The 18,269-nt window shown below is 67.3% G+C and carries 20 protein-coding genes and 1 riboswitch; of the genes, 15 read left to right on the forward strand and 5 right to left on the reverse strand.

Annotation, left to right across the window (positions count from 1 at the left end):
* Positions 1-66: 66 nt before the first annotated feature.
* Together dnaN and dnaA are read right to left on the reverse strand one after the other, a co-directional pair.
* Positions 67-1,173, reverse strand: a complete 1,107-nt coding sequence (gene dnaN, locus ACSFBE_RS20075; protein ID WP_286647397.1) for a DNA polymerase III subunit beta — start codon at positions 1,171-1,173, stop codon at positions 67-69.
* A 67-nt stretch (positions 1,174-1,240) separates the two neighbouring features.
* A complete protein-coding gene (gene dnaA, locus ACSFBE_RS20080; protein ID WP_435492185.1) occupies positions 1,241-2,620 on the reverse strand; it encodes a chromosomal replication initiator protein DnaA in 1,380 nt (459 codons plus the stop codon).
* A gap of 269 nt (positions 2,621-2,889) precedes the next feature.
* Between dnaA and rpmH the strand changes: the two genes are divergently transcribed.
* From rpmH to ACSFBE_RS20115, 7 genes are all read left to right on the forward strand, one after another.
* A complete protein-coding gene (gene rpmH, locus ACSFBE_RS20085) occupies positions 2,890-3,024 on the forward strand; it encodes a 50S ribosomal protein L34 (protein ID WP_007834827.1) in 135 nt (44 codons plus the stop codon).
* Positions 3,025-3,100: 76 nt separating this feature from the next.
* Positions 3,101-3,493: a ribonuclease P protein component gene (locus ACSFBE_RS20090; protein ID WP_435492186.1), complete on the forward strand. Its 393-nt coding sequence runs from the start codon at positions 3,101-3,103 to the stop codon at positions 3,491-3,493.
* A complete protein-coding gene (yidD, locus tag ACSFBE_RS20095; protein WP_435492187.1) occupies positions 3,490-3,774 on the forward strand; it encodes a membrane protein insertion efficiency factor YidD in 285 nt (94 codons plus the stop codon). Before ACSFBE_RS20090 ends, yidD begins: the two co-directional genes overlap by 4 nt.
* Positions 3,771-5,447, forward strand: a complete 1,677-nt coding sequence (gene yidC, locus ACSFBE_RS20100; RefSeq protein WP_435492188.1) for a membrane protein insertase YidC — start codon at positions 3,771-3,773, stop codon at positions 5,445-5,447. The genes yidD and yidC overlap by 4 nt, the downstream gene beginning before the upstream one ends.
* 77 nt (positions 5,448-5,524) lie before the next feature.
* The gene (mnmE, locus tag ACSFBE_RS20105; RefSeq protein WP_435492189.1) at positions 5,525-6,931 is read left to right on the forward strand and encodes a tRNA uridine-5-carboxymethylaminomethyl(34) synthesis GTPase MnmE; all 1,407 of its coding nucleotides are present in this window, start codon (positions 5,525-5,527) and stop codon (positions 6,929-6,931) included.
* A gap of 70 nt (positions 6,932-7,001) precedes the next feature.
* Positions 7,002-7,469: a Crp/Fnr family transcriptional regulator gene (locus ACSFBE_RS20110; RefSeq protein ID WP_435492190.1), complete on the forward strand. Its 468-nt coding sequence runs from the start codon at positions 7,002-7,004 to the stop codon at positions 7,467-7,469.
* A 7-nt stretch (positions 7,470-7,476) separates the two neighbouring features.
* Entirely contained in the window at positions 7,477-7,989 is a 513-nt protein-coding gene (locus tag ACSFBE_RS20115) for a hypothetical protein (protein ID WP_435492191.1), read from the forward strand.
* Here ACSFBE_RS20115 and ACSFBE_RS20120 read toward each other — a convergent pair.
* On the reverse strand, positions 7,986-9,971 hold the full coding sequence (locus tag ACSFBE_RS20120) for a monovalent cation:proton antiporter family protein (protein WP_435492192.1): 1,986 nt from the start codon (positions 9,969-9,971) through the stop codon (positions 7,986-7,988). The genes ACSFBE_RS20115 and ACSFBE_RS20120 overlap by 4 nt on opposite strands.
* An 88-nt stretch (positions 9,972-10,059) precedes the next feature.
* Between ACSFBE_RS20120 and ACSFBE_RS20125 the strand changes: the two genes are divergently transcribed.
* Genes ACSFBE_RS20125 through ACSFBE_RS20140 form a run of 4 tightly spaced genes read left to right on the forward strand, consistent with a single transcriptional unit; the run spans position 10,060 to position 13,038 of the window.
* Positions 10,060-11,061 (forward strand): KpsF/GutQ family sugar-phosphate isomerase, encoded by a 1,002-nt coding sequence (locus ACSFBE_RS20125; protein ID WP_435492193.1) that lies wholly within the window; start codon positions 10,060-10,062, stop codon positions 11,059-11,061.
* On the forward strand, positions 11,061-11,609 hold the full coding sequence (locus tag ACSFBE_RS20130; protein ID WP_435492194.1) for a KdsC family phosphatase: 549 nt from the start codon (positions 11,061-11,063) through the stop codon (positions 11,607-11,609). The genes ACSFBE_RS20125 and ACSFBE_RS20130 overlap by 1 nt, the downstream gene beginning before the upstream one ends.
* On the forward strand, positions 11,606-12,247 hold the full coding sequence (lptC, locus tag ACSFBE_RS20135) for an LPS export ABC transporter periplasmic protein LptC (protein ID WP_435492195.1): 642 nt from the start codon (positions 11,606-11,608) through the stop codon (positions 12,245-12,247). The genes ACSFBE_RS20130 and lptC overlap by 4 nt, the downstream gene beginning before the upstream one ends.
* A 5-nt stretch (positions 12,248-12,252) precedes the next feature.
* The gene (locus ACSFBE_RS20140; protein ID WP_435492196.1) at positions 12,253-13,038 is read left to right on the forward strand and encodes an SDR family oxidoreductase; all 786 of its coding nucleotides are present in this window, start codon (positions 12,253-12,255) and stop codon (positions 13,036-13,038) included.
* A gap of 73 nt (positions 13,039-13,111) precedes the next feature.
* Here ACSFBE_RS20140 and ACSFBE_RS20145 read toward each other — a convergent pair whose 3' ends face one another.
* Positions 13,112-13,654 (reverse strand): RNA recognition motif domain-containing protein, encoded by a 543-nt coding sequence (locus ACSFBE_RS20145; protein ID WP_435492197.1) that lies wholly within the window; start codon positions 13,652-13,654, stop codon positions 13,112-13,114.
* A gap of 250 nt (positions 13,655-13,904) precedes the next feature.
* Positions 13,905-14,085, forward strand: a riboswitch (yybP-ykoY riboswitch).
* Positions 14,086-14,096: 11 nt separating this feature from the next.
* On the opposite strand from ACSFBE_RS20145, the gene ACSFBE_RS20150 reads away from it, so the two are divergent.
* The 4 genes from ACSFBE_RS20150 (at position 14,097) to ACSFBE_RS20165 (ending at position 17,131) form a co-directional block, all read left to right on the forward strand.
* A complete protein-coding gene (locus tag ACSFBE_RS20150) occupies positions 14,097-14,657 on the forward strand; it encodes a TMEM165/GDT1 family protein (protein WP_435492198.1) in 561 nt (186 codons plus the stop codon).
* Positions 14,658-14,797: 140 nt separating this feature from the next.
* Positions 14,798-15,952 (forward strand): homoserine O-succinyltransferase MetX, encoded by a 1,155-nt coding sequence (metX, locus tag ACSFBE_RS20155; protein ID WP_435492199.1) that lies wholly within the window; start codon positions 14,798-14,800, stop codon positions 15,950-15,952.
* Positions 15,949-16,533 (forward strand): methionine biosynthesis protein MetW, encoded by a 585-nt coding sequence (metW, locus tag ACSFBE_RS20160; RefSeq protein ID WP_435492200.1) that lies wholly within the window; start codon positions 15,949-15,951, stop codon positions 16,531-16,533. Before metX ends, metW begins: the two co-directional genes overlap by 4 nt.
* A gap of 4 nt (positions 16,534-16,537) precedes the next feature.
* The gene (locus ACSFBE_RS20165) at positions 16,538-17,131 is read left to right on the forward strand and encodes an IMPACT family protein (protein ID WP_435492272.1); all 594 of its coding nucleotides are present in this window, start codon (positions 16,538-16,540) and stop codon (positions 17,129-17,131) included.
* Between the two features lie 5 nt (positions 17,132-17,136).
* On the opposite strand, the gene ACSFBE_RS20170 is transcribed toward ACSFBE_RS20165, so the two are convergent.
* Complete coding sequence (locus ACSFBE_RS20170) at positions 17,137-18,081, reverse strand: ion transporter (RefSeq protein ID WP_435492201.1); 945 nt, start codon at positions 18,079-18,081, stop codon at positions 17,137-17,139.
* Positions 18,082-18,269: the final 188 nt, after the last annotated feature.

The raw sequence follows: 18,269 nt of genomic DNA on the forward strand, positions 1-18,269 counted from the left end.
TCTCTTGAAAGACCCAACCCGCGGCGGCCGCGGGTTGTAGGTGCGAGGGCTCTCGTCGGAAACGCATCAAATGCGCATTGGCATCACGACGTACTTGAAGTTCGCGTTCTCGGGAATCGTCAGCAGCGCGGAGCTGTTGGAATCGGCCAGGTCGAGCTTGACCATGTCCTGGCTCATGTTCGACAGCGCGTCGATCAGGTAGGTCACGTTGAAGCCGATCTCGATGGCGTCGCCGCCGTAGTCGATGTCGAGTTCGTCCTGGGCTTCTTCCTGCTCGGCATTGTTCGACGCGATGCGCAACGTGCCGGGCTCCAGGTTCAGGCGCACGCCCTTGAACTTGTCGCTGGTCAGGATGGCGGTGCGCTGCAGGCTGGCCAGCAGCGTGGCGCGGCCCAGCGTGACGCTGTTCTTGTGGGCCTTCGGGATCACGCGGTTGTAGTCGGGGAACTTGCCCTCGACCAGCTTGGTGACGAACTCCATGCCGCCGAAGCTGAACTTCGCCTGGTTGTTGGCGAACTGCATCTCGATGGCGCCTTCGGCATCGGACAGCAGGCGCTGCATCTCGATCACGGTCTTGCGCGGCAGGATCACTTCCTGGCGCGGCACCTCGACCTCGAGCGTTGCCGAGGCGAAGGCCAGGCGGTGGCCGTCGGTGGCCACCAGGCTCAGCTGCTTGCCTTCGGCCACGAACAGGATGCCGTTCAAGTAGTAGCGGATGTCATGCACCGCCATCGCGAACGACACCTGCTGCAGCAGGTCCTTGAGCGTCTTCTGCGGCACGCTGAAGACGGGGCCGAAATTGGCGGCTTCCTGCACCAGCGGGAAGTCCTCCGCCGGCAGCGACTGCAGCGTGAAGCGGCTCTTGCCGCCCTTGAGCACCAGCTTGCTCGCGCTCGATTCAAGGCTCACCGTCTGGTCGGTCGGCATGGTGCGCAGGATGTCGATCAGCTTGCGTGCACCGATGGTCGTGGTGAAGTTGCCTTCGTCCCCGCCCAGCTCGGCCGTCGTGCGGATCTGGATTTCCAGGTCGCTGGTCGTGAGCTGCAGCTGGCCGCCGGTCTTGCGGATCAGCACGTTGGCCAGGATCGGCAGCGTGTGCCGCCGCTCCACGATGCCCGCCACCGACTGCAGCGCGGCGAGAACTTTGTCTTGTGTTGCCTTCAGGACGATCATCTCTTACCTCTTCCTCGTTTCGTTCGAATCGTTTGTCTTGCAGTACGAAGCGTAGCCGCTGGCGGCGTCAGCCTTTCAGCGTCTGTTCGAGCACGTGGAGCTGCTGGTTGAGCTCGGTGAGCTGCTGGCGCTCGCCCGAGATCTTGCGCACCGCGTGCAACACCGTCGTGTGGTCACGCCCACCGAAGAGTTCGCCGATTTCCGGCAGGCTCTTCTGCGTCAGTTCCTTGGCCAGGTACATCGCGATCTGCCGCGGCCGCGCGATGCTGGCCGGGCGCTTCTTGCTGTACATGTCGGCGACCTTGATCTTGTAGTAGTCGGCCACCGTCTTCTGGATGTTTTCCACCGAGATCTGCCGATTCTGGATCGACAGCAGGTCGCGCAGCGCCTCGCGCGCCAGGGCGATCGAGATCTCCTTCTGGTTGAAGCGCGAGTAGGCGAGGATCTTGCGCAGCGCGCCTTCGAGCTCGCGCACGTTCGAGCGCACGTTCTTCGCGACGAAGAAGGCCACCTCTTCCGGCATCTCGGCCGATTCGGCGCGGGCCTTGTTGATCAGGATGGCCACGCGCATTTCGAGCTCGGGCGGCTCGATCGCGACGGTCAGGCCCGAATCGAAGCGCGACACCAGCCGTTCGTGGATGTCGGCCAGGCCCTTCGGATAGGTGTCGCTTGTCATCACGATGTGCGACTTCTTGGCCAGCAGAGCCTCGAACGCGTTGAAGAATTCTTCCTGCGTTCGGTCCTTGTTGGCGAAGAACTGCACGTCATCGATCAGCAGCAGATCGAGCGAGTGGTAGCGCTCCTTGAACTCGTCGAAGGTCTTGCGCTGGTAGGCCTTGACCACATCCGACACGAACTGTTCGGCATGGATGTAGAGAACTTTGGAATCGGGCCTGTCGGCCAGCAGCCGGTTGCCCACCGCGTGCATCAAGTGGGTCTTGCCCAGACCGACGCCGCCGTAGATGAACAACGGGTTGTACAGATGGCCCGGCATGCCCGAGACGTGCATGGCCGCGGCGCGCGCCATGCGGTTCGCAGTGCCTTCGACCAGGGTGTCGAACGTGAGGCCGGAGTTCAGGCGATTCTTGAAGGCGGCAGAGGCCGGGTCCTCGCCCAGACCGGCCACGTCACGGGGCACGTCGGTTTCGGCCATGACCGCGACGGGCGCTTGGCGGATGGGCGCTTCCCGCGGAGCAAGCGCTAACTCTACATGTACGGACTGGCCATAGATCGTTTCGGCCATGGCCGCGATCTTGCTGGCGTACTGGGCCCGAATCCAGTCGAGCTTGAAGCGGTTCGCCACGAACACGGTCATGCGCGACAGGTCGTCCGTGACCTGTGCGGTCAGGGGCTTGATCCAGGTGTTGAACTGTTGCTCGGACAGCTCCTGCGCGAGCTGATCGACGCAGGCCTGCCAGAGGCTGTCACCCGCGCCGTCGTTCGGCATGGGCGGTTTGAAAGGGGTGTCCCTCGATCATTTTTCTGGTTGTCGTATTGTGGATAGTTGCCCCGTCGGGGCCCCCGGCATTCTAACTTGTCAAAACCTTATCCACACTCGTTTTCACCGGCCTGGGAGCCCCGGTGCGGCCGCAGGATTTGTGGCTTTGGCAAATGTTTGTGATAATCGCGGGTTTCCCTGAAAACCTCTTGTGTGTTTCGGGGCGTCAACCCTCGCCGGCGCAATCGATCATCGGCGGGTTCCTCAGGAAAAGCATCATGAAACGCACTTACCAAGCTTCCAAAGTCCGCCGCGCCCGTACCCACGGCTTTCTGGTCCGCATGAAGACCCGCGGCGGCCGTGCCGTCATCAACGCTCGCCGCGCCAAGGGCCGCAAGCGTCTGGCCGTCTAAGGTTCGACCGACGGCACTCTTGCAGGATTCGCCGCCCCCGCCCGCAGCCCTCAACGGCGAACAGCGGGCGGCTCCCATGCAGCGGCTCCAGACCCGCGCGCAATTCCAGGCCGTCCTCGCAGGCGCCACCGTGGCGCGCACCGCCCATTTCGCTTTGCATCGCTGCGCGCTCGACGCGCCGGCGGGTGTCGAGCCGCTTTTCGGCGGCCCGCGCGAGGCATGGGTTGGCGCCATGGTGCCTAAGCGCTGGGCGCGCCGCGCCGTCACGCGCAATGCCATCAAGCGACAGATCTACACCGTGAGCGCCCAGGCCGAAGCGTTGCTGCCGCCGGCTGCCCACGTGGTGCGCCTGCGCGCCGGTTTCGACCGCACCCAGTTCGTGAGCGCCACGTCGGACAAGCTCAAGGCGGCGGTGCGCGCCGAACTCCAGCTGCTGCTGCAGCGGGCGCAAGTGGCGGCGCGACAATGATCCGCCGTTTGCTCATCGGCCTGGTCAAGGGCTACCGTCTGCTGCTGAGCCCCTGGCTCGGACAGTCGTGCCGCTTCGAGCCGACCTGCTCGGTCTATGCCATCGAGGCGCTCGAACGCCACGGCGCCGCCAAGGGCAGCTACCTCACCCTGCACCGCATCGCCCGCTGCCAGCCTTGGTGCCAGGGCGGGCACGATCCGGTGCCTCCTTCGAAGGCCGAGCGTTCGCAGCCGCGATCGCTGTTCGCCTTTCTCTCCTCCGACAAGAAGTCTTCTTCATGAACGATATTCGCCGCACCATCCTGCTGGTGATCTTTGGTTTCTCGCTGGTGATGCTGTGGGACCAGTGGCAGGTCCACAACGGCAAGCCGCCGACCTTCCTGCCGTCCAGCAAGCCGGTGGCATCGGCCCCGGCCGCACCTGCCAACGGCGCCTCCGCTGCCGTGCCCTCCGCCACCGGCGGCGGCGCGCCGTCGACGGCGGCCGCGGCGGGCGCCGGTGCCGTGCCCGGCGGCGCGGCGCCGGTGGCCTCTGCCGGCGAACGCGTGGTGGTGAACACCGACGTGCTGAAGCTGACCTTCGACACGCTTGGCGGTTCGCTGGTGCAGAGCGAGTTCATCCAGCATGACGACCTCACGGAGAAGGACAAGCCCTTCGTCCTGCTCGACCAGAGCCCGAACCGCGTCTATGTGGCGCAAAGCGGCCTGATCGGCGGCGCCTTCCCGACGCACAAGACGCCCATGACCTTCACCGGCGACCGCGCCCTGAAGGACGGTGCCAACGAGATGGTGCTGCGCTTCGAGTCGACCGACGTCGGCGGCGTGAAGCTGGTCACCACCTGGACGCTCAAGCGCGGCGCCTACGACATGGCGGTGCGCCATGACGTGATCAACACCGGCACGGCGCCGGTGTCGCCCCAGCTCTACATGCAGATCGTGCGCGACGGCAACAAGCCGCCGGGCGAGTCGTCGTTCTATTCGACCTTCACCGGCCCCGCGGTCTACACCGAGGCCAAGAAATACCAGAAGATCGACTTCTCGGACATCGAGAAGGGCAAGGCCGATTTCGTCAAGGACTCGGCGAACGGCTATGTCGCGATGGTGCAGCACTACTTCGCCAGCGCCTGGCTGCTGGCCGACGGCGTGCAGCGCGACCTGTTCGCGCGCAAGGTCGACAACAACCTGTACGCGGTGGGCATGATCACCAACGCCGGCCAGGTCGCGCCGGGCGCTACGAAGGCGATCGATGCGCGCTTCTTCGTCGGCCCCCAGGCCGAGAAGACGCTCGAAGCGGTGGCGCCGGGCCTCGAACTGGTCAAGGACTACGGCATCTTCACCATCATCTCGAAGCCGCTCTACTGGCTGCTCGACAAGCTGCACGGCATTCTGGGCAACTGGGGCTGGGCCATCGTCGCGCTGGTGGTGCTGCTGAAGGCAGCCTTCTACTGGCTCAATGCGAAGGCCTACGCCAGCATGGCCAAGATGAAGTCGATCAATCCGAAGATCATGGAGATGCGCGAGCGCCTCAAGGACAAGCCGCAGGAGATGCAGCAGGAGATGATGCGCATCTACAAGACCGAGAAGGTCAATCCGATGGGCGGCTGCTTCCCCATCGTGATCCAGATCCCGGTGTTCATCGCGCTCTACTGGGTGTTGTTGTCCTCGGTCGAGATGCGCCACGCCCCGTGGATCGGCTGGATCCGCGACCTCTCGGCACCCGACCCCTGGTACATCCTGCCGGTCATCATGACCGCGACCTCGCTGTTCCAGACCTGGCTCAACCCGACGCCGCCGGATCCGATGCAGGCCAAGCTGATGTGGATCATGCCGCTCGCCTTCAGCGTGATGTTCATCTTCTTCCCCGCCGGCCTGGTGCTCTACTGGATCACGAACAACACGCTGTCGATCGCGCAGCAGTGGTTCATCAACAAGCGGCTGGGCGTGCTGGGCAAGTAGCCCGGGCACAACGCCGACCGATCCGAGGGCCGCGCAAGCGGCCCTTTTCATTGCAACTGCGAAACAATAGGTCTTCCATGCTGGCCCGCGCCTCTGACCCCATCGTCGCCATCGCCACTGCCTCCGGCCGCGGTGCGGTTGGCATCGTGCGGGTGTCGGGACGCGGGCTCGGTCCGCTCGCGCTCGCGCTGTGCGGCCGTGCCCTGAAGCCGCGCGAGGCGACCTACCTGCCCTTCATGGATGGCAGCGGCGAGGCCATCGACCGGGGGCTGGCGCTGCATTTCCCGGCGCCGCATTCGTTCACCGGTGAAGACGTGCTCGAATTGCAGGCACACGGCGGTGCGGTGGTGTTGCAGTTGCTGCTGGCGCGCTGCCTCGAGGCCGCCGCCGAGGCCGATCCGGCCAGCGGCCAGGCGCGGCTGCGCGGCCTGCGCGTGGCCGAGCCTGGCGAGTTCAGCCAGCGCGCCTTTCTCAACGGCAAGATCGATCTGGCGCAGGCCGAGGCGATCGCCGACCTGATCGACGCCAGCACCGAAGCGGCGGCGCGCAGTGCCGGCCGTTCGCTGTCCGGTGCGTTCTCGCACGAGGTGCATCGGCTGCGCGACGCACTGGTGCACCTGCGCATGCTGGTCGAGGCCACGCTCGACTTTCCGGAGGAGGACATCGACTTCCTGCAGAAGGCCGACGCCGCCGGCCAGTTGACCGCGCTGCAGGCGCAGCTGTCGGCCGTCGGCCAGCGCGCACGCCAGGGCGCGCTGCTGCGCGAAGGCATCAAGGTGGTCATCGCCGGCCAGCCGAACGCGGGCAAGAGTTCGCTGCTGAACGCGTTGGCCGGCGCCGAACTCGCCATCGTCAGCGCCGTGGCCGGCACCACCCGTGACGTGGTGTCGCAGACGATCCAGATTCAGGGCGTGCCGCTGCATGTGGCCGACACCGCCGGGCTGCGCGACAGCAGCGACGAGGTCGAGCAGATCGGCGTCGCCCGCGCCTGGGGCCAGATCGAGCGCGCCGATGCGGTGCTGTTCCTGCACGACCTGACCCGCGCCGACCAGCCCGCGTATGAGACGGCCGATGCGGACATCCTGCGCACGCTGCAGACGCGCCTGCCGCCCGGCGTGCCGGTGCTCGATGTCTGGAACAAGCAGGACGCGACCGCGGCGGCCTCGCCCCTCGGCGGCCTCGCCCTGTCGGCCAAGACCGGTGCCGGCATCGAAGCCCTGCGGCAACGCCTGCTCGAGATCGCCGGCTGGCAGTCGGTGCCGGAAGGCCTGTATCTGGCGCGCGCCCGGCACGTTGATGCACTGGCGCGCGTGGCCCGGCACCTCGCCCAGGCCCACGCGCAGCTCGGGGCCCGCAGTCCGGCGCTCGACCTGCTGGCGGAAGAACTGCGGCTGGCGCAGAACGCGCTCAACGAAATTACCGGCGAATTCGGTGCCGATGATCTTTTGGGTGTGATTTTTTCTCGATTCTGTATAGGAAAGTAGTACATCGTCGGACACAAGCGTGTGACATTTGTCTACATTTGCGGCTGTCACCCAACGACAGAGGCTCACCATGTCATCCGCCATCCAGGCGTTGTGCCGCGCCATCGCGCAGAACACCAGCTACGACGCGTGCGTGCCGGCGCTGAATGCGCAGCAGTGGGAACTGCTCGGCGAATACATGCAAGGCTTCGACCTGCCGGCCGGCCAGGTGCTGATCAACCAGGGCGCGCAGGATCGCACCCTGTTCTTCATCGAGCACGGCACGCTCAGCGTGCACCTGACCGGCAGCAAGGGCCAGATGCAGCTGGCCATCCTGAACCCCGGTGCGGTGGTGGGCGAAGGCTCCTTCTTCTCCCGCCTGCCCCGCTCGGCGAACGTGGTGGCCATTGGCCCGGCGCGCGTCTGGCGGCTGACGCCGGTGCGTTTCGCCGAGATGTCGAACCGCCAGCCCAACCTCGCGCTGGAAGTGGTGCTCGCGCTGGGCAGCGTGATTGCCCGACGCATGGTCGACCGGCTCAAGCGGGTCGCCGTGACCTGAGCACGCGATGGCACTGATCTGCGTGGGCTGTCGCACCGAGAACCGCGACGCGGCCAAGTTCTGCAAGGGTTGCGGCGGCAAGCTGGTGACGCTGCCGACGCGTTCGGCCGAAGAGGAAGAAGCGCTGGAAGACGCCTGGGGCGCCACCGTGCTGGCCCCGGCCGACGATCTGGCGCTTCCATCGCCGTCGGCGCCAACGCGCGGACGGGCGCATCGCCCATCCCGACCCTCGACGCTGCAGACCGCCCGCGCGGGGCTCGCCTCCCGACCGGATCCGCTGGGCGCACGGCGAGCCGCACCGCCCGACCGCAGTGCGGCCTGGGTGCTGTCGGCGGCGGCGGCCATCGTGGTCCTGACGGGCGGCTGGTACGGCTACCGTCGTGCCACGCTGCCGGCGGCCGCCGCACCGGCGAGCCTTTCCATCCCCGCGCCCGAAGCGGCAGCGCTGCCGCTTTCCGTGTCGCCGACCGGCCTCTCAGGCGCGGCCGCGCCGGCACCTTCCGACGATCCGCCGCGTTAGCCCTTCTGCAGCGACTCGATCGCTAGGGCCAGCGCATCCGGCTTGCCCGACAGGACGAGCGTGTCGCCGTCGGCGAGTTGCGTGTCGTCGGCCAGTGTCGCGGCCGTGCCATTGCGGCGGCGGATGCCGACGATGCGCACCCCACCCGCATGCAGCGTGAGCTCGCCCAGCGAGCGCCCGACCGCCCGTGCACCGGCCGTGAGCGTGAAGCTGTTGAGCCGCGCATGCTGCAACTCGTCGCCCTTGTCGTCGTCGGCGCCGTGAAAGTAGCCGCGCAGCAGGTTGTAGCGGGCGTCGCGCAGGTCCTGCACCACCCGGATCACGCGCCGCATCGGCACCCCCACCAGCGCCAGCGCGTGGCTGGCCAGCATCAGCGAGCCTTCGATGGCTTCGGGAACCACCTCGGTCGCGCCGGCGGCCTGCAGCTTTTCCAGGTCGAGGTCGTCCTGCGTGCGAACGATCACCGGCACCTGCGGCGCATGCGAACGGGTGTTGGCCAGCACCTTCAGTGCGCCGGGCACGTCGAGATAGGTCACGACCACGGCACTGGCGCGCGCCAGGCCGGCGGCCATCAGCGCCTGCAGGCGCGTGGCGTCGCCGAACACCACCGAGTCGCCGGCGGCTGCGGCCTGCCGCACGCGATCGGGATCGAGGTCGAGCGCCATGTACGGGATGCCTTCGCGCTCCAGGATGCGTGCCAGATTCTGGCCGCAACGGCCGTAGCCGCAGATGATCACGTGCTGCGTGGTGTTGATGGTCTTGCGCGCGATGCTCGTCATCTGCAGCGACTGCTGCATCCAGTCGCTGGCCACCAGCTTCCGCACGATGGCATTGCTGTACATGATGATGAAGGGCGTCGCCAGCATCGACAGCACCATCGACGCCAGCACCGGGTTGGCCAGCCAGGGCGGCAGCAGGCCGCGGTCCTGCGCCAGCGTCAGCAGCACGAAGCCGAACTCGCCGGCCTGCGCCAGGTAGAGGCCGGTGCGCAACGACACGCCGGTGGTCGCGCCCAGGCCGCGCGCCAGCAGCGTGACCAGCCCGAGCTTGAAGGCCAGCGGCAGCACCAGCAGCACCGCCACCAGCGCCCAGCGCTGCACCACGATGTGCCAGTCGAGCGACATGCCGATGGTGATGAAGAACAGGCCGAGCAGCACGTCGTGGAAGGGCCGGATGTCGGTTTCCACCTGGTGCTTGTATTCGGTTTCCGACACCAGCATGCCGGCGATGAAGGCGCCCAGCGCCAAGCTCAGCCCCGCCAGTTCGGTCAGCCAGGCCAGGCCCAGCGTGACGAGCAGCAGGTTGAGCATGAAGAGCTCTTCGCTGCGCCGCCGCGCCACGAGCGTGAGCCACCAGCGCATCACGCGCGGGCCGCCATAGAGCAACACGCCGACCAGGAAGGTGGCCTTGACCATGGCGATGGACAGCGCCTTGAAGAGCGTCTCGGGCGGCGCACCCAGCGCGGGGATCAGCACCAGCAGCGGCACCACCGCCAAGTCCTGGAACAGCAGCACGCCCATCACGCGCTTGCCGTGCTCGCTTTCCAGCTCGAGGCGCTCGGACATCAGCTTCACGACGATGGCCGTGCTGCTCATCGTGAGCGCGCCCGACAGCGCCAGCGCCGTCTGCCACCCGAGCTGCCAGGCCGGCGGCAGCAGCCGCGCCAGCAGCAAGGCGCCGATGGTGGCGATGCTCATGGTCAGCATCACCTGCAGCAGCCCCAGGCCGAACACGTGCTGGCGCATGGCGCGCAGCTTGGGCAGGCTGAACTCCAGCCCGATCACGAACATCAGGAACACCACGCCGAATTCGCCCAGGTGGCGAATGCCCTCGTCGTTCTGTGCCAGCGCGAAGGCGTGCGGCCCGATCAGCACGCCGGCCGACAGGTAGCCCAGCATCGGCGGCAGCTTGAGCAACCGGCAGGCCACCACGCCGATCACCGCAGCGAGCAGATACAACAGCGTGAGATCGAGCGAGGACATCCCCGATGCTAGCAAGGGCCATGCGCGCGGGCAGGGCACCCGGAGCGCCGCGCCGGCCGGGCGGCGGCCGACCGATAAAATCCGCCGAATGAGTTCCCGCCCCCCCCTGGCCGACAAGGCCGACCCCGAGACGCTGCTGGCGCGGGCCCGCACCACCTTCGACATCGAAGCCGAGGCCGTGCTCGGCCTGAAGTCACGCATCGGCCCGAGCTTCGTCGACGCCGTGCACAAGATTCTCGGGGTGCGTGGCCGCGTGGTCGTGATGGGCATGGGCAAGAGCGGCCACGTCGGCCGCAAGATCGCCGCGACGCTCGCCTCGACCGGCACACCGGCGATGTTCGTGCACCCGGCCGAAGCCAGCCATGGCGACCTCGGCATGATCAAGGCGGTCGACCTGGTGCTGGCCATCTCGAACAGCGGCGAGAGCGACGAACTCGCCGCCATCCTGCCGGTCGTCAAGCGCCAGGGCGTGCCGCTGATCGCGATCACCGGCGGGCGCGACTCGATGCTGGCGCGCCATGCCGACCTCGTGCTCGACAGCGGCGTCGAGAAGGAAGCCTGCCCGCTCAACCTGGCGCCGACCGCCAGCACCACCGCGCAGATGGCGATGGGCGACGCGCTGGCCGTCGCGCTGCTCGACGCCCGTGGCTTCGGTGCCGAAGACTTCGCGCGATCGCACCCGGGCGGCGCGCTCGGGCGCAAGCTGCTCACGCTGGTGAGCGACCTGATGCGCTCGGGCGACGACGTGCCGCGCGTGGCGCCCAGCGCCACCTTCAGCGAGCTGATGCGCGAGATGAGCTCCAAGGGCCTCGGCGCAGCGGCGGTGGTCGACGCCGACGGCCGGGCCATCGGCGTCTTCACCGACGGCGACCTGCGCCGTCTGATCGAAACCGGCGCCGACCTGCGGGCATTGACGACGGCCGACGTGATGCACCCCGGGCCGCGCACCATTCGCGCCGATGCGCTGGGCGTGGAGGCCGCGGAACTGATGGAGCATCACCGCATCACCAGCGTGCTGGTGGTCGACGCGGCCCAGGTGCTGATCGGCGCGTTGAGCATCAACGACCTGATGCGCGCGAAGGTCATCTGATGGCCACGCGTTTCCCCACTGAAACCCTGCTGGCGGCGCAGGACATCCGCATCGCCTTCTTCGACATCGACGGTGTGCTCACCGACGGCGGCGTGTTCTTCAGCGAGCACGGCGAGACGCTCAAGCGCTTCAGCATCCTCGACGGCTACGGCCTCAAGCTGCTGCGTACCGCGGGCATCGTGCCGGCGGTGATCACCGGGCGCGACTCCAAGCCGCTGCGGGTGCGGCTCGAGGCCCTGGGCATCGAGCACGTGCGCTACGGCACCGAAGAGAAGTTGCCCGCTGCCGAAGCGATGCTGGCGCAGTTGGGCTTCGCCTGGCCGCAGGCGGCGGCCATCGGCGACGACTGGCCCGACCTGCCGGTGCTGTGCCGCGCTGGTTTCTGCGCGGCGCCGCCCAATGCGCATGCGGAGGTCCGTGCGATCGCCCACCACGTCACGACCGCGCGCGGCGGCGAAGGTGCGGCGCGCGAATTCTGCGATCTGCTGCTCACCGCAGGGGGGCACTACCGGCGCCTGCTCGATGCGGCGCGGGGGCTTGCCGCATGAAGCCGGTGCGCACGCTGCTGCGCGACACGGTCGATCGCGTCACGATCTACCTGCCGGTCATCCTGACGGCCCTGCTCGCGCTGGGTACCTACTGGCTGGTGCGCAATGCGCCGAAGCTGCTCGATCCGACCACGAAGGAAGCGCCGACCCATGAGCCGGACTTCTTCATGCGGGGCTTCGTCATCAAGAACTTCCTGCCCAGCGGCGCGCTTCGCAGCGAACTTGTCGGCAAGGAGGGGCGTCATTTCCCGGACAACGACACACTCGAGGTCGACCAGGTGCGCATCCGCGCGATCTCGCCGGAAGGCCTGGTCACGCGGGCCACGGCCGACCGGGGGCTGTCCAACGGCGACGGCAGCGAGGTGCAGCTGTTCGGCAATGCGGTCGTGGTGCGCGATGCCGCCACCATCGCGTCCGGCCGCGCCGCGCCGCGGCTGGAGTTCCGCGGCGACTTCCTGCATGCATACCTCGACACCGAGCGGGTGACTTCGAACAAGCCGGTGACGCTGATCCGCGGCACCGATCGCTTCACCGCCGACACGCTGGACTATGACAACCTGAGCGGCGTCGCGAACCTGCAAGGCCGTGTGCGCGGCCAGCTCGTGCCCTCCGTCGCCGCCCCCGGCGCGCCGCGCTGATCCTCATGAGCGCCGAACGGCCGCTGGCCTTCATCACCGGTGCCTCCAGCGGCATCGGCCAGGCGCTGGCCGGCCGCTTCTACGACGCCGGCTACGACCTTGCGCTGGTCGCACGCCGCACCGCAGAGATCGAGGCTTGGGTGGCTGCGCGCGGCATCGCCGCCGGTCGATGCGCCGTCTACGGCGCCGACGTGGCGCAGATCGATGCAATGGCCGACGTGGGCGCGCGCTGCCTCGCGACGCAGGGCCTGCCGGATGTCGTGATCGCCAATGCCGGCATCAGCGTCGGCATCGACACCGCGGACCCGGGCGACCTCGACGTGCTGGCCCAGACCTTTGCCGTCAACAACGTCGGCCTGGCCGCGACCTTCCATCCCTTCGTCACGGCGATGGCGGCACGCGGCAGCGGCCGCCTGGTCGGCATCGGCAGCGTCGCAGCCATCCGCGGCTTGCCGGGGCATGGCGCCTACTGCGCCAGCAAGGCGGGCGTCGTGGCCTACTGCGAAAGCCTGCGCGGCGAGTTGCGCGCAAGTGGCGTGAAGGTCGTCACGATCTGCCCCGGTTACATCGACACGCCGCTCACGCAGGGCAACCGCTACGGCATGCCCTTCCTGATGCGGGCCGACGATTTTGCCGAGCAGGCCTTTCGCACCATCGAAGCCGGCCGCAGTTACCGCGTGATTCCCTGGCAGATGGGTCTGGTCGCGAAGCTCATGCGTCTGCTGCCCGACGCCGTGTTCGATCACGTCGTGCAGGGCCGCGGCCGCAAGAAGCGGCGCGGCGAGGCCTGAAGGCGCCGCAGCGGGCATGAAAAAGGCTCCTTGAAGGAGCCTTGTTGCTTGTTGTGGGTGGGGACGCTGCGGTTCAGTAGCCGCTGTTGCCGCCACCGTAGCCGCCGCCACTACCACCACCACCGCTGCGACCACCACCACGCGGGCCGGCACCGTAGGGGCTGCGGAAGCCACCATCACCGCCGCCGCCGCCGCCACCGCTGCGGCCCCCACCGCCGCCGTAACCGCCGCCGCCACCAGCACCACCGTAGCCGCCACCACCGCTGCGACCACCGCCGCCACCGCCGTAGCCACCACCACCGCCGCCGCCGTATCCACCGCCGCCAGCACCACCACCACCGTAGCCACCGGTACGGGGGGGCCGGGCTTCCATCGGGCGGGCTTCGTTGACCACCACGCTACGCCCACCCAGGGGTTGGCCGTTCATGCCGGTGATGGCGGCTTGCGCCTCGGCGTCGCTGCCCATTTCGACGAAGCCGAAGCCCTTCGAGCGGCCGGTGTCACGTTCCATCATGACCTTGGCGCTGGTGACCGAGCCGAACTGGCCGAAGGCCTGTTCCAAATCACCATCACGCACGGAGTAAGGCAGGTTGCCGACGTACAGTTTGTTGCCCATCGAGGGACTCCTATGAACACATCAATGAAAGCGATGGAGTCCCGAAAGCACCACCTCGGCAAAGAAGCGCCGAGCCGCGCGAAACTGACCGATCACCTAAACCGCCCCGAGGGAAATTTGAAGGGAGGCTCATGCATTATGGGTGAAATACAAATTCCACAAGCAGGAATTTCCCCTTCTCTTCGGCGCCGATTTGATGCTTGTGTAGTTGGTGCTCGCACACAACGCGGACTTGGGTGCTGGCTAGAATCCACACGTCATTGGGGAGTAGCCGCCTTCCATCGCGAGAAGGGTTTGCGTCAACAGACTTGTCCCGCCCCACACAGGACATGGCGCAAGCGGTACGAACTTGGCGAGACCTTTGACCATGCAACTTCGGGATTCGGCCGAAGGGTTGCGTGGTCAATTGCGTCTGCTTCGGCCGAGGAACCCCCACGTCATCATGGAAGCTTTTCTCGTCGCCACCGGCATCGTTGCCCTGGCGGAAATGGGCGACAAGACCCAACTGCTCGCGCTCGTCCTCGCGGCGCGTTTTCGCAAGCCCTGGCCGATCGTGCTGGGCATCTTCACCGCCACTGTCGTGAACCACGCGCTCGCTGGCGCGGTCGGGGCCTTCGTCACCCAGTGGTTGGGGCCGACCACCCTGCGCTGGCTGCTCGGCGGCGCCTTTATCGCCATGGCGTTGTGGATGCTGATCCCGGACAAGCTCGACGAGGAGGACACCGGCACGCGCTCGCACTTCGGCGTCTTCGGCACTACCGTCGTCGCCTTCTTCCTGGCCGAGATGGGCGACAAGACGCAGATCGCCACCGTCATGCTGGCGGCGCGCTTCGTGAACGACTACATCGGCGTGGTCGCTGGCACGACCTTCGGGATGATGCTGGCCAATGCGCCGGTTGTCTTCCTCGGCGAACGCATCATGCGGCGCGTGCCGATCAAGCTGGTCCACGGCATCTCGGCGGTCATTTTCCTGGTGCTGGGCGCGGTCATCATCGTGGGCTGACGGCGCCGACGCCGGACGGGTGCCGCGGCTATACTTGCCCGGCGCCGATTTGCTACAGCTTGCGGGCGCTTAATAAATTCAGCTAAAGACCGTGGCCGAACCCGGCTCGTTTTTTGGCGAGGCCGGGTTTTTCTTTGTCCATGTCGTCTTTCGAAGTCGTTCCGCAATCGATGTCCTTCGCCGGGCCGCTGCCGCTGCGCAGTGGCGCGTCGCTCAGCGGCTATTCGCTCGCCTACGAGACCTATGGCACCCTCAACGCCGACCGCAGCAACGCGGTGCTGGTCTGCCATGCGCTCAATGCGTCGCATCACCTGGCGGGCGTATATGCCGGGCAGCCCAAGTCCGAAGGCTGGTGGAACAACATGATCGGGCCGGGCAGGCCGCTCGACACCGACCGCTTCTTCGTGATCGGCGTGAACAACCTCGGGTCGTGCTTCGGCTCGACCGGCCCGATGCACGTCGACCCCGCCACCGGCCGCGTCTACGGCGCCGACTTCCCGGTCGTCACGGTCGAAGACTGGGTCGACGCGCAGGCCGGCCTGCTCGACGTGCTGGGCATTCGCACGCTCGCGGCCGTGATGGGAGGAAGCCTCGGCGGCATGCAGGCGCTGTCGTGGACGCTGCAGTACCCCGAGCGCGTGCGCCATGCCGTGGTGGTGGCCAGCGCACCCAACCTCACGGCCGAGAACATCGCCTTCAACGAGGTGGCGCGCCGTGCCATCGTGACCGACCCGGACTTCCACGGCGGCCACTTCTACGAGCACGGCGTGATCCCCAAGCGCGGCCTGCGCATCGCGCGGATGATCGGCCACATCACCTACCTCAGCGACGACGTGATGAACGAGAAGTTCGGTCGCACGCTGCGCAGCGCGGTCGAAGGCGAACTCGCCGGCACCGCGTATCGCTACTCGACGCAGGAAGTGGAGTTCCAGATCGAGAGCTACCTGCGCTACCAGGGTGACAAGTTCAGTGAGTACTTCGACGCCAACACCTACCTGCTGATCACGCGTGCGCTCGACTATTTCGACCCGGCGCGCGAGCACGGCGGCGACCTCACCGAAGCTTTTTCGAAAGCGACCGCGAAGTTCCTGCTGGTGAGCTTCACCACCGACTGGCGCTTCTCCCCCGCGCGCAGCCGTGAGCTGGTCAAGGCGCTGCTCGACAACCGCCGCAGCGTGAGCTACGCCGAGATCGACGCACCGCACGGCCACGATGCGTTCCTGCTCGACGACGTGCGCTACATGGGCGTGGTGCGTTCCTACTTCGAGCGCGTCGCGGCGGAGTTGCCAGCATGAGCGATCTCGACACCCAACGTCTCATCGCCAAGCTCGTACCCGAAGGCGCACGCGTGCTCGACCTCGGCTGCGGCGACGGCGCGCTGCTCGACCTGCTGCAGCGCGAACGCGGCTGCAGCGGCTATGGCGTGGAGATTGCCGATGGCAACGTGCTCCAGTGCATCCGCCGCGGCGTCGACGTGATCCAGTTGAACCTCGATGAAGGCCTTGCGATGTTCGACGACGCCTCGTTCGACGTCGTGCTGCAGATCGACACGCTGCAGCATCTGCGCAATGCCGAGGTCATGCTGCGCGAGACGGCACGCGTGGGCCGCATCGGCATCGTCGCCTTCCCCAACTTCGCGCACTGGCCCAACCGCCTGAGTGTCGCGCGCGGCCGCATGCCGGTGACGCGCCGCCTGCCTTACCAGTGGTACGACACGCCCAACATCCGCGTCGGCACCTTCAAGGACTTCGAAGTGCTCGCGGGCAAGAACAGCCTGCGTGTGCTCGATGCCTTCGGCGTGCAGGCCGGCCACGAGGTGCGCTGGCTGCCGAACGCGCGTGCCAGCACCGCCGTCTTCAAGTTCCAGCGCACCTGAGGCTGTGGCGCAGACGCTGGCCGCCGCGGTCCACAGCGAGCTCGTCATCAAGAAGAGCCGCTTCATCGGCTGCGTGCAGCCGGTGGCCGACCGCGAGGCGGCGCTGCAGGTGGTGAACGGCTTGCGCATCGCGCACCCCGGTGCCGCCCATGTCTGCTGGGCGCTGATGGCGGGCGGCCAGTCGGCGGCCAACGACGACGGCGAGCCGGGCGGGACGGCCGGTCGGCCGATGCTCGAAGTGCTGCGCCATCAGGACCTCGAAGGCGTGCTCGCCACCGTGGTCCGCTACTTCGGCGGCGTGAAGCTCGGCGCCGGTGGCCTGGTGCGCGCCTATACCGATGCAGTGGCGCAGGCCCTGCTCGGTGCGGCCAAGCTGCCGCTGCAACGCCTGCAGACCTTGTCGTGCAGCGTGCCCTACGCCATGGAAGGCGTGCTGCGCCGCGAACTGGCGGCGGCCGGCGCGGTGCGGATGGAGGTCGCGCACGGCACGCTTGTCCGCTGCACCTTCCAGGTGGTCGAGGCCGATGCCGCCGCACTGGTGGCGCGCATCGACGATGCATCGCAAGGTCGCGCCGTCTGGGCCGAGGCGGCGGGCTGAACGACTCAGCCCAGTGCGTGTCCGCAGCACCGGCAGAAGCGTGCGTCGCCGGCGTGCTGACCGGCGCCGCAGTCGGCGCAGCGTCGCGCATCCGGCGTGACGTGCAGAGCTTCGGCCAGCAGGCCATGTCCGCCCACGAGATCGGGCGCCGCGTCGCGGCCGTAGCGCACCATCTCGGCCGACACGATGCCCGTCGGAACGGCCAGCACACCCCAGCCGAGCAGCATCATCACCGAGGCGATCGCGCGGCCGACACCGGTCTTGGGCACCAGGTCGCCGAAGCCCACCGTCGTCATGGTCGAGATGGCCCAGTACACCGCCACCGGAATGCTGGTGAAGCCGTGCTGCGGTCCTTCGACCACGTACATCAGCGTGCCGAGCACCAGCACCACCATGATCACGAAGCCGACGAAGACCATGATCTTGCGACGGCTCGCGGCCAGTGCCGTGGCGAGCGCGCGGTATTCTGCTGCGTAGCGCGACATCTTGAAGATGCGAAAGACGCGCAGCAGCCGCAGGATGCGCACGTCGATCAGCACCGCGAGTTCGGGCATCAGGATCGCGAGGTAGGTCGGCAGCAGTGCGAGCAGGTCGACCACGCCGTAGAAGCTCATCGCGTAGCGCAGCGGCCGCTTCAGGCAAGCGAGTCGCGCGATGTACTCGATCGTGAAGACGACGGTGAAGAACCACTCGCCGAGGCCGAAGGCCTTGCCCCAGCGTGCATGGATCGGCTGCACGCTGTCGAGCACCACGACCAGCACACTGAGCAGGATGACCGCGATCAGCGCGAGGTCGAACAGGCGGCCTGCACGCGTCTCGGATTCGAAGATGACCGCATACAGGCGCAGCCGCCATCCGCCTTCGGGCTTGCCGAAGCGGGCTTCGACCGGTGTCTCGTCGGCCACGGAGACAGGCGGGTTCGGGGGCCGGGGCAAGGGGTGGGGAGGCATGGCGCTTTCGATGTTCAACGAGCTCGTCGGCATTGTCACGGCGCGCGCGCCTTACCGCGCCGGGTCCACGGCGCCGCGGAAGCTACCCGAAAGTTCGTACCGCCGCGCTGCACGAATGATCTGGTTACCAATCTTTCGGAAAAAAGTGCCGGCAGGCTCTATGGCCTTCTTACGATAGACCGTTTCCA

Origin of the sequence: Variovorax sucrosi (assembly GCF_051216635.1) — a bacterium.
Taxonomy (GTDB): Bacteria; Pseudomonadota; Gammaproteobacteria; order Burkholderiales; family Burkholderiaceae_C; genus Variovorax.